Origin of the sequence: Chryseobacterium populi (genome assembly GCF_000282115.1) — a bacterium.
Lineage (GTDB): Bacteria > Bacteroidota > Bacteroidia > Flavobacteriales > Weeksellaceae > Chryseobacterium > Chryseobacterium populi.
Window position 1 is genome coordinate 44,867 of sequence record NZ_AKJY01000041.1, and the last position, 19,663, is coordinate 64,529.

Annotated in this window: 17 protein-coding genes; 10 read left to right on the forward strand and 7 right to left on the reverse strand. The window is 38.3% G+C overall.

Annotated features, from left to right (window positions below; all coding sequences use genetic code 11):
• Positions 1-36 precede the first annotated feature (36 nt).
• Complete coding sequence (locus PMI13_RS11480; protein WP_007843812.1) at positions 37-984, forward strand: NADP-dependent oxidoreductase; 948 nt, start codon at positions 37-39, stop codon at positions 982-984.
• A gap of 317 nt (positions 985-1,301) precedes the next feature.
• On the opposite strand, the gene PMI13_RS11485 is transcribed toward PMI13_RS11480, so the two are convergent.
• The 7 genes from PMI13_RS11485 to PMI13_RS11515 form a co-directional block, all read right to left on the reverse strand.
• Entirely contained in the window at positions 1,302-1,898 is a 597-nt protein-coding gene (locus PMI13_RS11485) for a hypothetical protein (protein ID WP_007843814.1), read from the reverse strand.
• Between the two features lie 325 nt (positions 1,899-2,223).
• Positions 2,224-2,610, reverse strand: coding sequence for a helix-turn-helix domain-containing protein (locus PMI13_RS11490; RefSeq protein ID WP_007843816.1), 387 nt, complete (start codon positions 2,608-2,610; stop codon positions 2,224-2,226).
• A gap of 38 nt (positions 2,611-2,648) precedes the next feature.
• The gene (locus PMI13_RS11495) at positions 2,649-5,732 is read right to left on the reverse strand and encodes an efflux RND transporter permease subunit (RefSeq protein WP_007843818.1); all 3,084 of its coding nucleotides are present in this window, start codon (positions 5,730-5,732) and stop codon (positions 2,649-2,651) included.
• Between the two features lie 11 nt (positions 5,733-5,743).
• Entirely contained in the window at positions 5,744-6,793 is a 1,050-nt protein-coding gene (locus tag PMI13_RS11500; RefSeq protein ID WP_007843820.1) for an efflux RND transporter periplasmic adaptor subunit, read from the reverse strand.
• 16 nt (positions 6,794-6,809) lie between these two features.
• Entirely contained in the window at positions 6,810-8,177 is a 1,368-nt protein-coding gene (locus PMI13_RS11505; RefSeq protein ID WP_007843822.1) for a TolC family protein, read from the reverse strand.
• 44 nt (positions 8,178-8,221) lie between these two features.
• Positions 8,222-8,830, reverse strand: coding sequence for a TetR/AcrR family transcriptional regulator (locus tag PMI13_RS11510; RefSeq protein ID WP_007843824.1), 609 nt, complete (start codon positions 8,828-8,830; stop codon positions 8,222-8,224).
• A gap of 33 nt (positions 8,831-8,863) precedes the next feature.
• Entirely contained in the window at positions 8,864-9,622 is a 759-nt protein-coding gene (locus tag PMI13_RS11515) for an SDR family NAD(P)-dependent oxidoreductase (RefSeq protein WP_007843826.1), read from the reverse strand.
• Between the two features lie 214 nt (positions 9,623-9,836).
• Between PMI13_RS11515 and PMI13_RS11520 the strand changes: the two genes are divergently transcribed.
• The 9 genes from PMI13_RS11520 to PMI13_RS11560 all read left to right on the forward strand — a co-directional run bounded on the left by PMI13_RS11520 (position 9,837) and on the right by PMI13_RS11560 (position 19,618).
• Positions 9,837-10,412, forward strand: coding sequence for a Crp/Fnr family transcriptional regulator (locus tag PMI13_RS11520; protein ID WP_007843828.1), 576 nt, complete (start codon positions 9,837-9,839; stop codon positions 10,410-10,412).
• A 64-nt stretch (positions 10,413-10,476) separates the two neighbouring features.
• Positions 10,477-11,487, forward strand: a complete 1,011-nt coding sequence (locus tag PMI13_RS11525) for an NAD-dependent epimerase/dehydratase family protein (RefSeq protein WP_007843830.1) — start codon at positions 10,477-10,479, stop codon at positions 11,485-11,487.
• A gap of 194 nt (positions 11,488-11,681) precedes the next feature.
• Positions 11,682-12,626: a pentapeptide repeat-containing protein gene (locus tag PMI13_RS11530; protein WP_007843832.1), complete on the forward strand. Its 945-nt coding sequence runs from the start codon at positions 11,682-11,684 to the stop codon at positions 12,624-12,626.
• Between the two features lie 199 nt (positions 12,627-12,825).
• The gene (locus PMI13_RS11535) at positions 12,826-14,781 is read left to right on the forward strand and encodes a KUP/HAK/KT family potassium transporter (protein ID WP_007843835.1); all 1,956 of its coding nucleotides are present in this window, start codon (positions 12,826-12,828) and stop codon (positions 14,779-14,781) included.
• Positions 14,782-14,845: 64 nt separating this feature from the next.
• A complete protein-coding gene (locus PMI13_RS11540) occupies positions 14,846-15,091 on the forward strand; it encodes a hypothetical protein (protein WP_007843836.1) in 246 nt (81 codons plus the stop codon).
• A gap of 84 nt (positions 15,092-15,175) precedes the next feature.
• Positions 15,176-15,853, forward strand: a complete 678-nt coding sequence (locus tag PMI13_RS11545) for a response regulator transcription factor (protein ID WP_007843838.1) — start codon at positions 15,176-15,178, stop codon at positions 15,851-15,853.
• The gene (locus PMI13_RS11550) at positions 15,850-17,220 is read left to right on the forward strand and encodes a sensor histidine kinase (protein WP_007843839.1); all 1,371 of its coding nucleotides are present in this window, start codon (positions 15,850-15,852) and stop codon (positions 17,218-17,220) included. The genes PMI13_RS11545 and PMI13_RS11550 overlap by 4 nt, the downstream gene beginning before the upstream one ends.
• 74 nt (positions 17,221-17,294) lie before the next feature.
• Positions 17,295-18,548, forward strand: a complete 1,254-nt coding sequence (locus tag PMI13_RS11555; protein WP_007843841.1) for a TolC family protein — start codon at positions 17,295-17,297, stop codon at positions 18,546-18,548.
• Entirely contained in the window at positions 18,548-19,618 is a 1,071-nt protein-coding gene (locus PMI13_RS11560; protein WP_007843843.1) for an efflux RND transporter periplasmic adaptor subunit, read from the forward strand. Before PMI13_RS11555 ends, PMI13_RS11560 begins: the two co-directional genes overlap by 1 nt.
• Positions 19,619-19,663 lie beyond the last annotated feature (45 nt).

A 19,663-nucleotide genomic window follows, 5' to 3' on the forward strand; every position in this document is an offset into this window, starting at 1 on the left:
TGTGTTATTACTTTTGCTGCAATAAAAAATCAGATAATGAAAGCAATGATTCTAAGCAAAGCAGGAAATGTAAATAATCTGAAAATAGCAGAAATTCCGCAGCCTGCTATAAAACCGGATGAAGTATTGATTAAGGTAAAAGCGATAAGCATTAATCCTGTAGATGTAAAGGCAAGAGCATATGAAGGTGTTCTGGAATGGATCTACAAAGAAGAAAAAGAAATTATTTTAGGCTGGGATATCTCCGGGGAAGTTGTGGAAATAGGGCACGAAGTCAATTCCTTTCAGGTAGGTGATGAAGTCTTTGGAATGGTCAATTTTTTCGGAAACGGAAAAGCATATGCCCAATATGTAACATCACCTCAAAATCATTTGGCACTGAAGCCTGAAGGTATTTCTCATGAGGAAGCAGCCGGAATTTCAATGGTGGGATCTACAGCCTATCAGGCATTGGTGGAAATAGCCAAAATCAAAAAAGGAGACAAGGTATTAATTCATGCCGCCTCTGGAGGGGTAGGCCATATTGCTGTTCAGCTTGCCAAATATTTCGGAGCCTATGTAATGGGTACTTCTTCAGCAAAAAACAGGGAATTTGTACTTTCATTGGGAGCAGATGAGCATATTGACTATACAACAGGAAATCTGGTGTCAGCAGTCAAAGATATTGATATCGTTATCGATACAATTCAGGGGCAGGCATTGTCAGATTCTATGGAAGTAATGCGCCCGGGCGGAACAATTGTAACCTTGCCTACACCGGAAATTCCTGAAGAGATAAAATCCCGGGCTGAAGAAAGACACGTAAATATCGAGTTCATGATGGTGGAATCAAAAAAAGAAACCATACTGGCTCTTGCACAGCTTCTATCCCAAGGAGTCGTTAAAACCCATATCCATAAGAAATTCGCTTTTGAAGATATGAGAAATGCCCATCTGGAAGTGGAAACCGGAAGAGTAAGAGGAAAAGTCATTGTGGTGATATAAAATCAACAATATTTATTATCAATGGTTTGCTGTTAAGAAACATGTAAATTACAGCTATTATTTCTATAATGGTCAAGGATGGACAATATCTCAGGGCTCTAATCTTACTTTCTTTAATCAAAAACGATTGGTATTTTGAAAATCCTTCAACAGCATATTTGAAATCCTTACCTCTGCCTAGGGAGATGTTTATTTTTAAAAGTCTCCTTTTTAGGTTTTCTGTGTATTGATTTAGATTGTGCCATGTTTAAGTAATGCTAACCAAGCAAAGAAAAAGCAAGATAATAACTGCTGCATCTTCATTAGCATGTATTCCATTATTTTCTGCTGATGATTTCAAGGTCATTAATCTTTCCGACGGGAGCGATTTTGATGTGTTTATCTCCTTTTGTTACATAAAAATAATAAGTGCTGTTAATATCGATCATATAGATATCAACCGGTTCATTGGATTCAGAAGTGATTGTATAATTATATTTTAAGTTTTGGGTTTCAATCCTTTTTTTAATAATACTGCCTTCACCAATTCCTAATCCCACAAATAAGGCGAGAAGTTCAATAGATACAAGTAGGAAAAAGATTGGGATCAGGGTTTTCTGTAGCTCTTTCTTATCACTTTCAGGATTTATTTTATAGCTTCCTAACAACTTCTTGCTCCAGTTTTTTTCCCTGTTCTTGATAATGATTACCTGAAATATAAAGAAAAAAAGAACGACAGAAATTATGATAATAATCAAAATAGGGCTTGAAGCCATATCAGCAATCGGACTGATCAGAATATCTGTTATGGATGAGTATTTCAAAATGTTTATACCTAATTGGTAAAAAAGAATACTTTCTTTTAAAAGTCCAAGAATAATAAGATATAAATAGCCTAATGGTAATAATCCTTGAATCTTTTCTAAATATTTCATTCAACTAAGATATTATTTTTATCTCAAATTTTTTGATTGTTTAAACGGAATACAATAATATTGGTTCTACTGAGAATTACAGCTGTATTGATTAAGAAATTACAGGATAGATAAGATTTGCCTATAATCAGTCTGCTCAAGCTGACTTTGCTGTGGCAAATGTTGTCCGCTTTTTCAATGCCCATTTATAATTCTAAGGTATATAAAGGAAATCCAAGTAATGTTTTGTTACCTGGATTTTCTGTTTCCTGTAAAAAAATATTTTTCCACCGCAAATCTTCACTAAGTTAACCTCATAAAGCGGTTTGAAAGGGAGTATATCTATTTACTCTTTCTGTGACAATTTTTCCATCAATTCCTTGGTTTCATAAAGTGATATGATCTTTTTTAGTGATTCAGCTAAGGCTTTCAGTTGAGTTAGCTGTTCATCTTTCTCTTCTTGTTTATGTGCCAGGGTTCCTCTTTTTCGATCTTTTTCTGAAAAATGATTAATAAAGACGTTTTTTAGCTGGTCTTCATCGAAATAATGGAGTAAAAGGCTACTTCCGAGCAGATCATAAATTTTCGCAAGTGTATCCAAATCGAGTGATGAATTCTGGTAAATTCTTTCAAGGTCTGCCTCGCTAATGGCTAATTGACTTGCAAAATCTTTTGGATCCATTTGCTTTTCCTTAACCAGATTAAAGATTATTGTTCCTAAATGCTTTTTCATTGTTATAATTATAAAGTGTAAAATAAAATGGCTTGACCTTACTGTGGTATAGTTTCAATACTTTCTGTTTGTTCTGCGGATTCTAAAGTAGGGGGGATTAGCTTATACATGACCGGTGTTACAATACGTGAAAGTATAGTGGAGCTGATCAAGCCTCCAATAAGTACAATAGCTAACGGTGCAATTAACGGATTCGGATTTAAAGCAAGTGGTATCAGTCCACAGATTGCTGTAATGGATGTAAGAACCACGGGCAGGAATCTCGTTTCTCCTGCAATATTGATGGCTTCGTCAATAGAATGACCTTCTGCACGCAGCTGGTTTGTGAAGTCTACCAATAACAAAGAATTCTTCACCTGTATACCCGACAGCCCGATAAAACCAATGATCGAAACCAATGACATGGGATTCCCCGTCAGAAGAAGAGCGAGAATTCCGCCTAAAATTCCCAGTGGAATGATGGACAGCACAATTATAATTCCTTTAAAAGTTTTAAACTGTAATAACAAAACACCAACAAAGAGGAAGCCACTCAATAATATCACAGACAGAAAGTTTCCGCCCAGTGCATCGCCTTCCGACTCCGCTTCCCCGGATAGCTTATAATAGTAACCCTTGGGAAATTGCATTTTATCCAGCTGTGGAACAATATCTTTCAGTATATCGTTGGCATAGACATGATCTTTTGTCGAGGAAGTTACCTTTGCAAATCTGGACTTGTTAAAATGGTTGATCACTGTAGGCGAGGTTTCAAACGAGATGGTTGCAATCTGGTCCACAAGCACAGGAACGCCTTGTACATTATTGACATATAAGTTTTTTAATACATCTAAATTTGAAAATTTATGTCGGGGCAGAGTGATGACAACTTCACGTGAATCTCCTCTGTCATCGATATAATCGCCCACAGTGAACCCGGCTACCGCCATACGGATAACCTTATCCACATCGCTGGTTAAAACACCTAATGTACGGGCTTTTTCCTTGTTGATTTTTATTTTAACATCCGATTTGTAAGTGTTCAGTTCGTTGTTGATGTAGTTTGTCCCGGGATGTTTACGCAACAGCTCTTCCACTTTAAAGGATAACTGGCGCAATATTTTAGGATCTTCCCCGAAAATCCTGACCACAATATTTGCTTCCAGTGGTGTTCCCTGCTCAAAATCCTTAACCTCTATTTTAGCATACGGAAAGTTCTTGAACTTCAGCCTTAACCTTTTGATCAATTCCGTTTTCACCTTCGGGCTGGCTTCGTTATCCAGCTGTACAAATACTTGTGCAAAATCGGGCTTGATATCTTGCTGGTGGACGTTATAGTATATCTGTGGATTACCCTTGCCCACGTTGCTTGTATAGTGTACAATCTCCTTATGTTGTGCCAATTCTTTCTCTACAAGTTTGGTCACCCGGTCACTTTCGGGAATATCCGCTTGCAAAGGCATCTTAATATTCACTAGGAACATGGGTTTTTCCGATGTCGGAAAAAGCTTGAAGCCCGTTTGGGTGAAAAGAAAAAATGCGAGTATGCTGAGCCCCATAGATATTGCGATAGTTACTTTTGGCCATTGAAGCGATAAAGGCATAATTCTTTTGTAAGAATAGGTCAGGAATCGCTGCAGATGTTTCAAGAAAAAGTTGCCACCACCGTGCGTGTGTGTCCTCAGTATTTTACTGCCCAGAAAGGGGACTAGTGTAAGCGCTACGATCATGGATGCCAAAACACTCGTTATGATTGCCATCGGTAAGCTCCGGATGAATTCCCCTGCAATATCAGGAAGAAATGCTAAAGGAAGAAATGCTATAACCAAGGTTGCCGTACAGCCCACGACGGCGACGCCTATCTGTTTGGTTCCTTTTAGAATGGCATCTTTTCGGGAATGACCCTCGCGCAGCCAACGTTCGATATTTTCGACTACAACGATGCTGTCGTCCACCAGAAGACCAAGTGCAACAACCAATCCTACAATACTCAACTGGTTCAACGAAAAACCAAGCACGTTCATTGCAATCAGACCAAGCGCCAGCGACAGGGGAATGGAAATCATCACAATCAGCGATGCGCGAAAGCCCAGGGGCAACAGTGTAATGACCACCAGTAGGATGGCCAGTCCAAAATCGAAACCCAGGTGTCCAAGACGTTGGGAGACCATATTTGCCTGGTCAAAGTTTTTTACAAGCTTGATGTTTTCTGGTAATTCTTTTGAAAATTCGTTGACAACCGGCAGAAATTCTTTCTGTACATCCGTAATGCTCACATTGTCTTTCATTCCTGCGGTTATCAGTACACAACGGTTTCCGTTCAGGCGCGTGATATGATTCACGGTTTCGTCTTTATAGCTGACCTCGGCAACATCCTTTAGATAGATAATTTTTCCATTGGCATTGTAAACCACTGTATTGGCTACATCATTGACTGTTTTAAATTTACCGCTGGTTTTTACGTTGAAAACTTTACTTTCAAGGTTGATGCTTCCACCGGGTATATCAGCTGCTTCACTCTGCAGGCTTCCTACAACGACATTAAGGGGGATTTTCAATTGAGCAAGCTTGTCCAGCTGCATATCGATCCTGATCTGCTGCTCCGGCATTCCGGTATATTTGACATCTTTCAGATTCGTGATCTTTTCCAATCTGGTCTTTAAAATATCTGCCTGATCCCTCATTGTTTTGGCAGATACATTTTCGGAAACCAATGCTATCTGCAAAACTTTGACATCAGAAGAAGAAATCTTTTCTGTCTTTATCAGGTAGATATCTTTCGGAAGTCCGCTGTTTTTTAAAGCATTGATCTCCGTAGATATTTCCTGGTATTTGTTATCGACATCCACACCATATTTAAATTTCGGCTGGATTGCTGCTACACCGTCCTCAATGGTGGTCAGCATCTTATCAATATTTTCCAAGCCATAGATCTTATTTTCGATAGGTTTAACCACTTGCTCTTCCATATCTTTGGGGCTTGTACCCGGAAAGATAACAGTAATCAGATATTGTGGCTGATGGGTAGTTGGATCTTCGGACCTTGGCATGGTGAATAGCGTCAGCAGTCCCACCACTGATACGAGAACGAATATGACCAAGGTAAATTGATAGTTCTTTACCGCAAAATTTGTAATCTTCATATCTATGCTTTTTAGCGGATAATTTTAATGGTTGATTTTTCGTTAAGATATGCGCTATTGGATACCACTACCTGATCAACTCCTGCAAGCCCATCTTGCAGATAAACATTTTGATTGTCGAAACGGGCAATAGTGACAGGAACCTTCCTGACCTTATCCTGTCCAACCGGTGCAAAGACGAAAGCCTTATCACCATCTGCCTCAACCAGTGATGCATAGGGGACAACTTTTACATTTTCATCCTGCATGGTTGTAATTTCTGCTTTACCAAACATACCTACTGCAGGTTTAAGATTCTCTAATTTCAGCTTTAATTCAACCTGGAAAGAGCCGAGGCTGCGGTCTGCTGCCTGGGATTTACGGAATACGTAAGCCTCCAGTTTTTGATCGGCATAGCCATCAAGTATTACTGTTGCTTTCTGCCCGATAGTGATGATTGCCCATTCCCGGTCGGTTACACCCACTTTGAGTATATAATTGTTGTTTTGCTGTGTTTCATTAATCGCCAATACCGGCATCCCTGCCGCTACTACTTCGCCTTCATTAGAGATCTTCTGGCTGACAAAGCCATCGGCAGCTGCATAAATTTTTGCATAACGCTGATTGAATGCAACGGCTTCCTGTGATTTCTGGGCAACATCAAGGAGAGTTTTGGTATTTTGCAGCTGCTCCAAGGTATAAACACTGTCACGATATAGATTAGCCGCCCGTTGGTAATCACGTCTGGCTTTTTCTACATTTAAATTGGACTGTGATAGCCCGGCATTGATCTCTGTTGCATTTAATGTTGCCAGCAATTGTCCTTTTCGGAAAAACTGGCCTTCCTCAACCAGTATCCGGCTGATGATACCTCCGATCTTAAAGGAGTACCGTGCTTCATTTTCAGTAGCCAGCAAGCCTGTGGCACTGATGTTTTTAGGTAATGCCAATGTCGATACAGGAACGGTCTTGACAGCGATAACCTCCTGATCAACCTGTGCAGCTTCAGTTTTCTTTTCCTCTTCGCAGGAATATAAAATGATGAATAATGAAAAAAAGCTGAGTATTTTTATGCTCTTCATAATAATGTACTTATTTTTATTTAAGATTAAAACCTGCATTGGCCCGTTCGATAGCTGCATATGCGATCCATGTATCAAAAAGAGCAATGTTTGTGTGTAACTGTGCATCGATGAGCTGGTTTTGTGCATCTAATAATTCGATATAGATGATCATACCTTCCTTATAGAGTTTCAGCACATCGGTATAATAGGTCTGCGAGGTTTTCAATTGTGACTGCGCTGCCTGATATTGTGCCAGGGCACTTTCCATCTCATTCTCACGTACCTTTAACTCGGTAAGTAGTTGTTGCTGTATATAGCCTGTCTGCGCTTCCAGGGCTTGATGGTCTGAAACTGTCTGCTTTATCCGATTTGAGTTTTTACCGGATGAAAACAGGTTCCATTCCAACGAAACTCCCAAAAAGTAATACCGGCTTTGCTTATTGAACTTCCAATCGAAAGCCTGGGAACCAAGGTCAAGGTAAGTACCGATTTTTGGTACCAGGTATGACCTTGCAAGACCGTTCAGGTTTCCGTTTATATCTGTCGCAATTTTTAATTTTGAAAGCTCTTCCCTGTTTCCAATATCCTGACCTGACAATAAGTCCGGGGCCGGCAGGGTGCTCAGATCGTCCAGCGAGATGCTATCCTGTAAAGGCCGGTTCAATAAAAAATTAAAGTAGGTTTGGGCCGATTCTGCTGTTTTTCGTGCTGAAATTAATGAGGCATTTATTTTGGATACTTCGTTCGTGCTGCGCAGGACTGCGGTGCGATTTACCTTAGCATTGTCAAAAAGCTTGGTATTGATACGTTTTCCTTCATTAACTAATAGTAGGGACGATTCGTATATCTTAATTGCCTTCACCGCCTTTGCGTAATTATAATAGGCTGTTTTGATCTCCTTTACGAGCTCCCGCTTAAAAAGCCTGACTTCCATTTGCTGCAGGTCTACCTGTTGCATTTTAATCTTTTTATTGTACATCAACTCTGCATTTAAGATGGGTAGGGTAGTCCGGAATTTAGCATCGTAAAAGTTATCCGGGTTCAATTGGATCTGTTGATTTTGAAGCTGCGGAAATGCATTGCTTCCTGTCAGCTGATTTAGCGAACTGTAAACCCCATTTAACAGATCTCCGGTGGGAAAATCGATGGTTCGTCCACCGTCTGCTTTACTGTATGTGGTCGAAAAAGTTATTTCCGGTAGAAACATACTTTTAGCCTCTTTTAATGCATAGATGTTCTTTTCCAGCAAAAAGTTTTGCTGTCTGATACTTTGGCTTGATGATAGCCCCTGCTGGATGTATTCATCAAGTAGACTCTGGGCGTGCACTTTCTGTGAAGTACTCCATAGTACAAGACCCAAAAGGGCATAAACCCGAAAATTGTTTTTATAAAATTTAATCACTGTAATAATTTTAAACACTGTTCAATTTGAAATTAAAAAAAAGCTTAGCTTTTTTCGAGCAAAGCGACAAAGCATTCATAGCCATGTTCCATAAGCTCCTCATTGGTCTTGCCTATAAAGCTGGCTGTTCGGTCTTTACAGAATAGAGCACAGATACCATGCATTGCCGACAGTACCATAAACGTAAAGTATTCGATATCCATATCTTTAAATCTTCCTCGCGCCTGACATTCCCGAATCACTGATGAAAGATGGTTGATTGCTTCCTGTGCAATTATAAATCCATTCTCTTCAGAACTTTTGGAGGTTTCTTCTACCATAAACATCAGGTTGTAATAGTCCTTGTTTTCTTGAGCAAATTGAATAAAAACACGGCCTGACGCTTTTAAACGTTCGAAAGGGTCAGCTACGGTATTAAGAACCTTTAACTGGCTGAGCAATAATGTAAAACCTTCCTTATGAAGCTGATGGAAAATCTCGCTTTTATCTTTAAAGTGAAAATATAGGCTACCAGGGCTATAACTGATCTCATTGGCAATGTTACGCATGCTTGTTTTTTCATATCCCTTTTCCAGGAATACCTTTCGTGCACCATTCAGGATCCGCTGATGCATTTCCTGTTTTTCTTCCTGTTTTCTTTCTGCTATGCTCATTCGTTTATTCTATTTCCAATTAATATCTCCCGCCTATGATATTCCGGGACTCAGATTTCCCATGATTTTAATGCCTGCCTTTCTGCTCAAAAATTTAAAACCGAAAAGCATTAATTTGTTATTCCAACCTTGTACTACACGTGGCTGCTTTCTTTCTTGTAATGCTGCAAAAAGCTTATCACTCACTTCTTTTACTGAGGAAACCACGAATTTGGGAAATTCTTTCGCTGTATTGCCTGCATTTTCATGAAAATCTGATGCTGTAGCACCCGGGTTGAAACCCATTACAAAGATGCCTTTATTTTTATATTCAAACCAAAGAGATTCAGAAAAATTTGTAACAAAAGCTTTGCTGCCTGCATAAACTGCTGCTCCGGGCAGGGAAGAGAAGCCAATCAGCGAACCAATATTGACCAGTGAATCACCTGCACTCGCATTTTGAAGGAACGCATATGAAAGCACAACAAGTGCATCCATGTTCAGTCGCATGACTTTTAGGTGATCTTCAATCTGGACCTCTGTAAATTTACCATATACCGCAGCCCCTGCATTATTAATCAATACATTGTACCGGACTGTCTTTATATGACCGGCTAGTTTTTCAAGATCCTCTTTTACCGTTAGATCAACAACGAGTATAGAATGTCCATTTCCGTTTAATGACTGCATTACCTTTTGCAGCTTTTCCTCATTACGGGCTACCAGGGTTACCTGATAATTTTGTGAAGCAAGCTGGTGGGCAATTTCTAAACCTATCCCGCCACTGGCTCCTGTTATTAATGCTGTTTTCATATCCGTCAAAAATTATATTAAACATTGATGATGCAAATATACTGAACACTGTTCAATAAAATATCATAAATTTTATTTTTTTTGATTTTAGTTTAAAAATTGAGTTTATTTATCCATACACAAGCTCAATAAAATTGAGGATTTATTAACTCCGGGTATAATCTTCGGAAACCAATTTCTGTAATTATTCGTGTTTATGTTTTAACTTTGTATTATGAACGACCGGCTAATTCATCTTATTGAACAATACGTAGACCTCTCTGAATTAGAAAGAAATTATTGTCGGCAATACTTTGAGCCGGCGTCATATTCTAAAAACCATATTCTTGAAGAAGAGGAAAAGATACCCCGTTATCTTTATTTTGTGGTATCCGGTTTTGTCAGATTATTCTATTATAATGATAAAGGAGACGAGGTAACGACCCACATCAATTGCCCGCCTGGCTTCATTACATCCTATTTTAACTTCATTAATCAGACCAAATCGGAAGAGAATCTGGAGTGTATTACCCCATGTGAACTATTGAGGATTACCATGTCTGATCTGGATATGCTTACCGAACAAAGTCCTGCATTTAAAGATTTCAGCATTTTGATATTTCAGCAATCTTTATCCTATAATGAAAGACGCTCAAAAGAGCTGGCTACCCTTAGTGCAGAACAGCGGTATTTAAAACTGATGTCAGAATATCCTCAAATCCTTCAGAATGTTCCTATGCAATATATCGCTTCTTTTCTTGGGATGAATCCTAAAAGTTTAAGCCGCCTCCGCAAACAGATCATTAGGTAACATTTGTGAAGTGATTTTGAATGAGCAAATCTGATCTTTGCTGTATCATTTAAAGTCAATACATATGATACATAAAAATTTAGCATTGGTATCCGGTGCCAATGGACATTTGGGTAACAATCTTGTCAGATTACTGATTAATAAAGGGATTCCTGTACGGGCATCAGTACGTAACATCAAAAATACAGCACCTTTTCATGGACTGGATTGCGAAGTTGTACAAGCTGATATTACAGATAAAGCCTCATTTGTAAAAGCTTTGCAGGGGGTGGAAACATTTTACGCCGTGGGAGCATCGTTCAAATTATGGGCTAAAGATCCTGAAAAGGAGATCTACGATGTAAATATGCAGGGAACACGGTACACGATAGAAGCTGCTGCTGAAGCAGGTGTGAAAAGAATAGTCTATATCAGTTCTATTGCAGCACTGGATTATACGGATCTTCCTACAAAAGAGAGTAATGGCTATAATCCGGACCGAAGGGATATGTATTACAATTCAAAAAATGACGGGGAAAAATTGGCTTTTCAATTGGCTCATGAGCTGGGAATCGAATTAGTTTCTGTGATGCCTGCGGCGATGATAGGGAGTGAAGCATTTCTCCCCCTGAATGTTTCCTTTGGAGTACTGAAGCTGATTTTAAACAAACAAATTCCAATGGATACAAAGATCACATTGAACTGGATCGATGTGAAAGATGTAGCCGAAGGCTGTTATCTTGCAGCACAGAAGGGGCGTTCCGGTGAGCGCTATATTCTCGCCAACGAAAAATGTATGACCATTACGGATACGATGGTTCTGGCTGCCGGATTATATCCAAAATTAAACCTTAAAAAACCAGTGGCTGTACCAAAGTTTATATTGTATGCCATTGCCGGACTGATGGAATTTTCGGCAAAGATCATGGGAAAAGCTCCTATAATAACAACAAAAGATATTGCGATGTTTTCAGGATTACAACAGGATTTTGACATATCTAAAGCAAGAAATGAATTAGGATTTAATCCCAAAAGGCCTGAGCAGGCTGTGACAGAAGCATTAGCTTATCTGATGGCAAATCCGGACTTACTTTAGACAGCAGCAGGTTTTTATTAAAGGAATGAAATTTTAAATGTATTCTAGTACTGAATTTATAAATTACAACCGGCAGTTGTTGAATAACAACAAGAAGTAGCGTATTTACAACTAAGAGTGTTTGTATTTTTGCTTGACTTTGAAATAGCTCTGAATATCTTTGTATTGTCAAAAAAGTAAAAAAGACATCAATTATGGATACAAAGATATTAGGCGGGAAAATCGTCAACGCAAGAAAAGTGAATAACATGTCTCAGGCCCAGCTTGCCGGGCTATTGTTTATCAGTCCACAGGCAGTTGGAAAATGGGAACGAGGTGAATCAATTCCAGATTTTATAACAATCAACAGGCTTTCGGAAATTTTTAATGTTGATCTCAATTATTTTTCAGAAAATTTGCAATCTCTTGCAGATGAGCAGCTTCTTGAAACAATCAATAATCAAACGGGTGAAACGCGACGAGGGGCATCGGAAGAAACTGAATTTTCCGTTTCTCAAAATCATGAATTACTTACAAACTTTAGCGGAAGTGCTTTAGCAGAAACAGATTTAGCGGGAGTAAAGGCGCCAAAAAGAAAGTTTTTCGGGAGTGATTTGCAGAGGGCTAACTTTGCCGGTGCAGATTTAACAGGCAGCTCGTTTAAAGGGAGCAATATGCAAAAAACTGATTTTAAAGAAACAAACCTTACAGATTGCTCTTTATCGGCCAATAACCTCACAGATACAATATTTAATAAAACTATTCTGGTGCGCACTGAGTTTCATGCTTCAGAACTCACCAATGCAGAGTTTACGGATGTAAAGTTAATTGACGTAAAGTTTACGGCTACCGATCTTAAAGAAACGATTTTTAAAAACTGTGAATTTAAAGGTGTTCATTTTAAATCGGCTGATATGAGTGGTATGTGCCTGGACGGGCAGGTTTTTATTGATGTAAAGTTTGATAATGCTGCCTTAAATGAAGCTTCATTTAAAGGAGCGACATTCAGAAACGTTTCTTTCCGCCCGACTTTCGCTCTTACTAACAGGTATTATAAAACGCTTAAAACCATCTGTTTTGAAGGGGCAATGATGGACAAATTAACCTATGCTGCCCTTAAAGGCCTTGGAGTAGATTTGTCAAAAGCGATGACCATATAGATAACCCAGTAATAAAATACGATCCTGCATTGGTCCTTGAAGATTCTGATACCATTATTCATAAATGGAATGAAGAATTCTGAATTAAGCGGCGTTGCATATTTATAATTAGGGTATTGAAATATATTAATACCTTAATTTTAGTATATCCATAGTAATTACATGGTCAAATTTAATTTATTTTGTAGTAAAACAAATTATGACCGGACAAAACACTTCCGATTTTCACAAAAAAATTACCCTGGCTGGTTCACTCATTGCCATTGGTATTGTATTTGGGGATATTGGTACCTCACCGTTATACACTCTGAATGCTGTTTTTCATCATAGAATTATAACAGAAGCCATTGCACTTGGCAGCTTGAGCTGCATTTTTTGGACCCTGGTTTTCCAGACTACCATCAAATATGTACTGATCACTCTGCAGGCTGATAATAAAGGAGAAGGAGGAATTTTTTCTCTCTACGCCCTTGTGAGGAGATACAGTGGAAAATGGCTTGTTTTTATCGCTATGGCGGGAGGGGCTTTTTTAATGGCAGATGGAATTATTACCCCGCCAATTTCTGTTGCTTCGGCTGTAGAAGGTGTGCAGGCTGTTATTCCGGGATTTAATACAGTTCCTGTAATCGTTGGGATTTTAATTGTTTTATTTATTTTCCAACAATTCGGAACCGATAAGATCGGTAAGGTTTTTGGCCCTGCAATGGTGATCTGGTTCGGGTTTATTGGTGTTTTGGGAGCAATGGCACTGAGCGATAACTGGGGAGTACTGAAAGCTTTAAACCCTTATTATGCCTGTCAAATGCTGGTGAACGAGCCGAAGGGGTTCTGGCTTTTGGGAAGTATCTTTCTTTGTACAACGGGTGCAGAAGCATTGTACAGTGACATGGGGCATTGCGGAAGGAATAATATAAGGATCAGTTGGATTTTTATAAAAATTGCGCTGATATTAAGTTATGCAGGGCAAACTACCTGGCTGCTCAATCATGCAGGTGAAGAAGTGGGAAGCCTAAGTCCTTTTTACCATATTGTTCCACAGTCTATTTTCTGGCCTGCTTTGATAATTGCAACTTTGGCAACTATTATTGCTTCACAGGCCTTAATTAGTGGTTGTTTCACTTTAATCAACGAGGCAATAAGACTGAATATCTGGCCAAAACATTTGGTTTTATTTCCGAGTAATATAAAAGGACAATTATACATTCCTGCAATAAACTGGTTTCTGATGTGTGGTTGTGTAGGAATGGTTTTATATTTCAAAGAAAGTACTAAAATGGAAGCGGCATTTGGCCTGAGCGTTACTCTTACAATGCTTATGAGTACGATATTGATCAATGCCTACCTGAGGATAAAAAGAGTTCCTTTGATCCTGAATATACTCATTACCGGAATCTTTTTAACAGTAGAAATAAGTTTTTTAATCGCCAACCTGCAAAAAGTAAAGGATGGCGGTTGGATCACTTTGATCATTGGTTTCTCATTATTCAGCATTATGTACATCTGGTGGAGAGGAAGACAGATAAAATCAGACATTCAGTCTTTCGTAAAATTATCAGATCATATTCCAAAACTGAATAAGCTGAGTACGGATGAAAATATGCCAAAATATGCTACCAATCTGGTCTACCTTACTACTTCAGATTCTGAAAGAAAAATTGAAAAAACAATCATAGATTCTATATTAAAATTTGGATTGCCAAAGCGGGCAGATATTTATTGGTTTGTTCATGTCAATATTTTAGATGAACCTTATGCTCAAAAATATTCCGTAGATACTATTATTAAAAATGATGTTTATTACATACAATTTGATTTAGGGTTCCGCGAAGATCCAAGAATTGGTTATTATTTTAAGCAGGTAGTGAATGATATGATTGAAAAAAACGAAATAGATGTTGTTGATTCTCTGGAGCAGGCTTATCAGCAAAATAAAATAGGTGATTTTAAATTTATTTTAATGGATAGTTTTCTTTCCTATGATAACAGAATGCCGCTTTGGAAAAATTTCATCATGAAGGCTTATTACAATTTACGTCATTTATCCGTTAAAGATCATATTAATTTTGGACTCGATAAAAGCCATTTGGAAGTAGAACAATACCCCCTGGTTGTAGTTCCTTTTACTGAAAATAAATTGAAAAGAAAAGAAGACTGATAAAATTCATAAGGTTGACGATTGCAAAAATAATGAATATTTGAATTAACTAATACAATACGGAATGAACAAAAATAAACTGTCAGCAATGACCAATGCTGAATTACTCAAACAACAGAAAATTTTAAAAACAATTACTGCTATGCTGGCAGGTGCAATACTTGTTCTATTTGCTGCAAGTCTTATACTGGCTTTTAAAAAACAGCTTATTGCTTTAAATGCAATTCCCGTTGCATTGCTTCCTGTACTCATTCTCAATCTGAAATCTTTGAAAGAGTTCAAAGAAGAAATAAAATCAAGAGGGCTGTAATCTAACAATTTTTTTTGAGATGATCAGCGAGTAAAGATGATATAGAAATAGTAAATAGTACAAAAAATAATTTGTAATTTTCAAATGAATATTTTAATTATTGAAGATGACCAAAGAGTGGCGGAGCTTATCCATAGAGGACTGGAAGAATATGGTTTTTCTCCTGAGCTGTCTGTTGACGGGCTTTCGGGGAGATCAATGGCTTTAAGTAAATCCTATGACCTAATCATTACCGATATTCTGCTTCCCGGATTAAGCGGGATTGATTTTTGCAAAGAGATCAGACAGATAAAGCCGCACATTCCCATTATCATGCTTACAGCACTGGGGACAACCGATGATAAAGTTGAAGGCTTTGATGCTGGTGCCGATGATTACCTGGTCAAACCTTTTGAAATGAGAGAACTGATTGTACGCATCCGGGCATTATTAAAACGGGCTCTAAAGAATCCTGAAAAAGATTTTTTCCTCAAATACGCTAATCTTGAAATGGACCTTCAGACCAAAACAGTAAAAAGGGATAATAAAGAAGTAAATCTTACCCCGAAAGAGTTTGATCTTTTGACCTATATGGTTCGGAATTCTGAAAAAGTATTGTCAAGAACAGAGATTGCTGAAAAGGTCTGGAATACTTATTTTGATACGGGAACCAATTTTATTGATGTATACATTAATTATCTGAGGAAAAAAATTGACAGGGATTTTGAGCCTAAATTAATCCATACCAAGCCGGGTATGGGCTTTATACTCATTGAAAAATGAAAATAAGAACACAGATCACCTTACTGTTCACCATTATCACCGCATCAATTTTGTTGCTGTTCGCTGCTATTATTTACTATTCGGCTAAAGAAAACAGGGAGAAGGAATTTTATACAGTTTTAAAGAGAGAAGCGGAAACGAAAGGCAATCTGTTTTTTAAAGCCCGGGTAGATTCCAGGACATTGCAGAATATTTATAAGAACAACCGGATAACCATCAATGAAGTAGAGGTGGCCATTTATAACACCTCCTTTCAATTATTGTATCATGACGCTGTAAACATTGATTTCGTTAAAGAAACAAAAGAAATGATCAATACAATTGAAACAAAAGGAGAAACCCAATTTTATCAAAAAGACTGGCAGGTAGTAGGGTTAAGATATTCTTTTGAAGGAGAAGACTATATTATAACGGCTGCCGCGTATGACGAATACGGATACAACAAATTAAATAGCCTGTTGAGAAACAGTTTGCTGGTACTGTTACTTTCTATTTTGTTCATATATATTGCAGGCCGGATCTTTTCAAAAAAAGTATTTAAGCCTGTAAAAGAGATGATTGATAAAGCCAACAATATTTCAGCTACAAACCTTTATTTGCGCCTGAATACGAAGAACAATAAAGACGAAATTTCAGAATTGGGAAATACATTCAACGGAATGCTCGACAGGCTTGAAAATTCTTTTGATGCGCAAAAGCATTTTGTCTCCAATATTTCGCACGAATTGCGGACGCCACTTTCTGCTATTATTACCGAACTGGAATTAGCCATCGGCAGGGAGCAGGATAACAACACCTATAAAAGAGCTATAAAAAATTCGTTGAACGATGCCAAAAAAATAGTCCGCTTATCAAACAGCCTGCTGGATCTGGCCAAAGCCAGCTATGATCCTTCTGAAATTGCCTTTAAAACCATCCGTATCGATGAAGTTTTGCTGGATGCAAAACATCAGGTACAACAGGCTAATGCAGATTATAAGATTGATCTGCATTTTGAAAATGACATCGATGATGAAAATCAAATTTCACTGACCGGGAATGAATATTTATTAAAAGTGGCCTTTGTCAATCTGTTTGAAAATGGATGTAAGTTTTCTGCGGATAAAGAATGCCTTGCTTCTATTGCCTTCAATAACCATAGAATATTGTTACACTTCAAAGATAAAGGAATCGGCATTCCAGAGGGTGATCTGGACCATATTTTTACTCCTTTTTACCGCGGGGAAAACAAGAAGTTCACTGATGGAAACGGTATCGGACTTTCTCTTACGCAAAAAATAATTCTGCTGCATAAAGGTAAAATTACAGTGGTTTCAAAACCGGGTATAGGAACAACATTCAGTATCGAACTTCCCGGTTTGTCGTAAATTCTAATGGAATTCTAATAAAATCCAATAACAGTTTTTTCTACTTTTGCCGCATAATTCTTTAAAACAGAGCGATGCGTAAAAAATATATTTATTTCCTCCTGTTAAGCTTTTTATTTTCGGGCAGTAGTTTTTCACAGACCCGATTTACCTTACAAAAAGCATTACAGACAGCTAGGGAAAACAATTCGGTTCTCAGGACAGAAAAATTCAATATCGGTATTGCGAAGAGCGACGTAACAACTGCCGGGCTGCGACCCAATCCTGTTATGGGAATAAGCTACATCAGTACCATAAGAAAACAGGATTATGCCGAAAATACGGGTTTGCTGAATTCGGCGAATACCCAAACCAGCCTGCAATTGGGAAAAATATTTCAAATCGCCGGCCAGCGTAAAAATGCAATTGATTTAGCTGAAAAAACTGCGGTTGCAACTGAAAATACATATCATGAAACTGAAAGAACCCTATATCTTGAAGTTGCCGGTAAATGGATGGAGGTATGGGCTGCCCAAAAAAAGCTGGCTTTGATCCAAGCTGCCAAAAGCAATATAGACAGCCTGGCCAATATCAACAAGTACCGCTATACAAAACAGGTAATTACTCAAACTGATCTGTACCGCACCGAATTATTGGCCAGGCAATATGCCCTTCAGGCAAAAACTGCCCAACAGGAAATTATTAATAAACAAAAAGAACTGAAATTTTTCCTGGGGATAAAAGTAGAGGTTACCGCAGATATTTCTGATGATTTCCTGTACCGAATACCATCAGGAATCGACAGCCTGCTGCAGCAATCCTTACACAACCGGAGTGATATTTTATCTTCCAGATTAAACGTTGAAGCAGCTTCCTCCAATATCAGGCTGCAAAGATCTTTAGCCATCCCAAGTCCTGAAATAGGAGTGGTTTACAATCCACAGAATAGAATCCCTTATGTAGGAGCCTACCTCACATTTGAACTCCCTTTTTTTTCAAGAAACCAGGGAGAAAGGCAAAAAGCCGTATTGCTCAAGCAGCAGGCCGAACAGCAATTCAGCACCATTCAAAGCAGGATAGGGACAGAGGTAACCAATGCCTACGCAGATTATGAATTTCAGAAACAAAGTCTTGAAAAATTCGAGAACATGATCACACAGGCACAAACGATTTTAAACAATGTGAAATATGCCTATCTGCGGGGTGGAACGACAATAATCGATTTTTTGGAAGCCCAAAGAAGCTGGCTCGAAATACAGCAGCAGTACTATGATACCCTGGAGCTATATAAGCAAAGTATTATTCAATTACTTTACGTAACAGGATTAATCAATCAATTGGCAAAATAATGAAAAGAAGTATTTATATCATTTCAGCGGTTTTATTTTTAACTGCCTGTGGGAGCAAAGAAAATAATAAACAACCGGAAAAAAATGTGTCACCGACAGTAAGCAATAACGGTAAGACCATTACTTTTCAGGATGCCGGGACCTTCACTTTTTTCAAAACGGAAAAAATAACATCGGGTAATATCAATGCAGATATCACAGCCCCGGCCCAGGTTGTAGCTACGGTTGTTGAGAATAGGATTATATTATTCAATGATCCCGAATTGAGTGCAAATTATACTGAGCTGATCAACCAAAAAGCGAGTATCGCACAAAAGAAAGCAATTGTTACGCAAAAGCAGGCTATTGTAAGACAGAAACAAGCTATTATCAGGCAAAAGCAAGTAGAAATACAAAGATTTCAGGATTTATTTGCTCATGGTGCAAGCACAGGTAAGGAAGTAGCAGATGCAAGAGTAGATAAAATGGCAGCTGAAAGTGATCTGAACACTGCTGTTGCGGAAAAAGCGGCAGCTGAAGCTGACCTGATAGCCCAACAAAGCCTTATTCTGGAGCAACAGTCAAAATTAAAAATGGCAGGTTTCAATCCCGATGCCTTGCTGGGTACAGACAAGGGAAAAGCATGGATCATTGCTGATATTCCTGAAAGCCAGGCAGGGAAAATTAAAGAAGGAGGTTCCTGCCAAATAACATTTAATGCTTTTCCCAACGAAAATTTCACGGGGCTTATCGAAGATATTGCCGATGTTATTGATAATACCACCCGAATGATAAAATTAAGAATAAGCATCGATAATGCTGATAATAAATTAAGATCGGGCATGTTTGCCACTATTTCATTTGGAGTACATGAAGGTGATTTTATCAGCATTCCCAAAAGTGCGCTGGCTACGGTACAGGCTAAAAATTATGTTTTTGTGAAAAAAGGCAGTGGTATTTTTCAGCGAAGAGAAGTAAATATTGGGAGCCAGGTAGGTGAAAGAATTGTTGTATATAAAGGGTTGAACGATGGCGAGGAAATCGCTGTAGAAGGCGTGATGCAGCTAAAAGGTTTGTCATTTGGATATTAAAAAGAGGAAATAATGTCAATCAAATAAAAAATAATATGCGGGGAT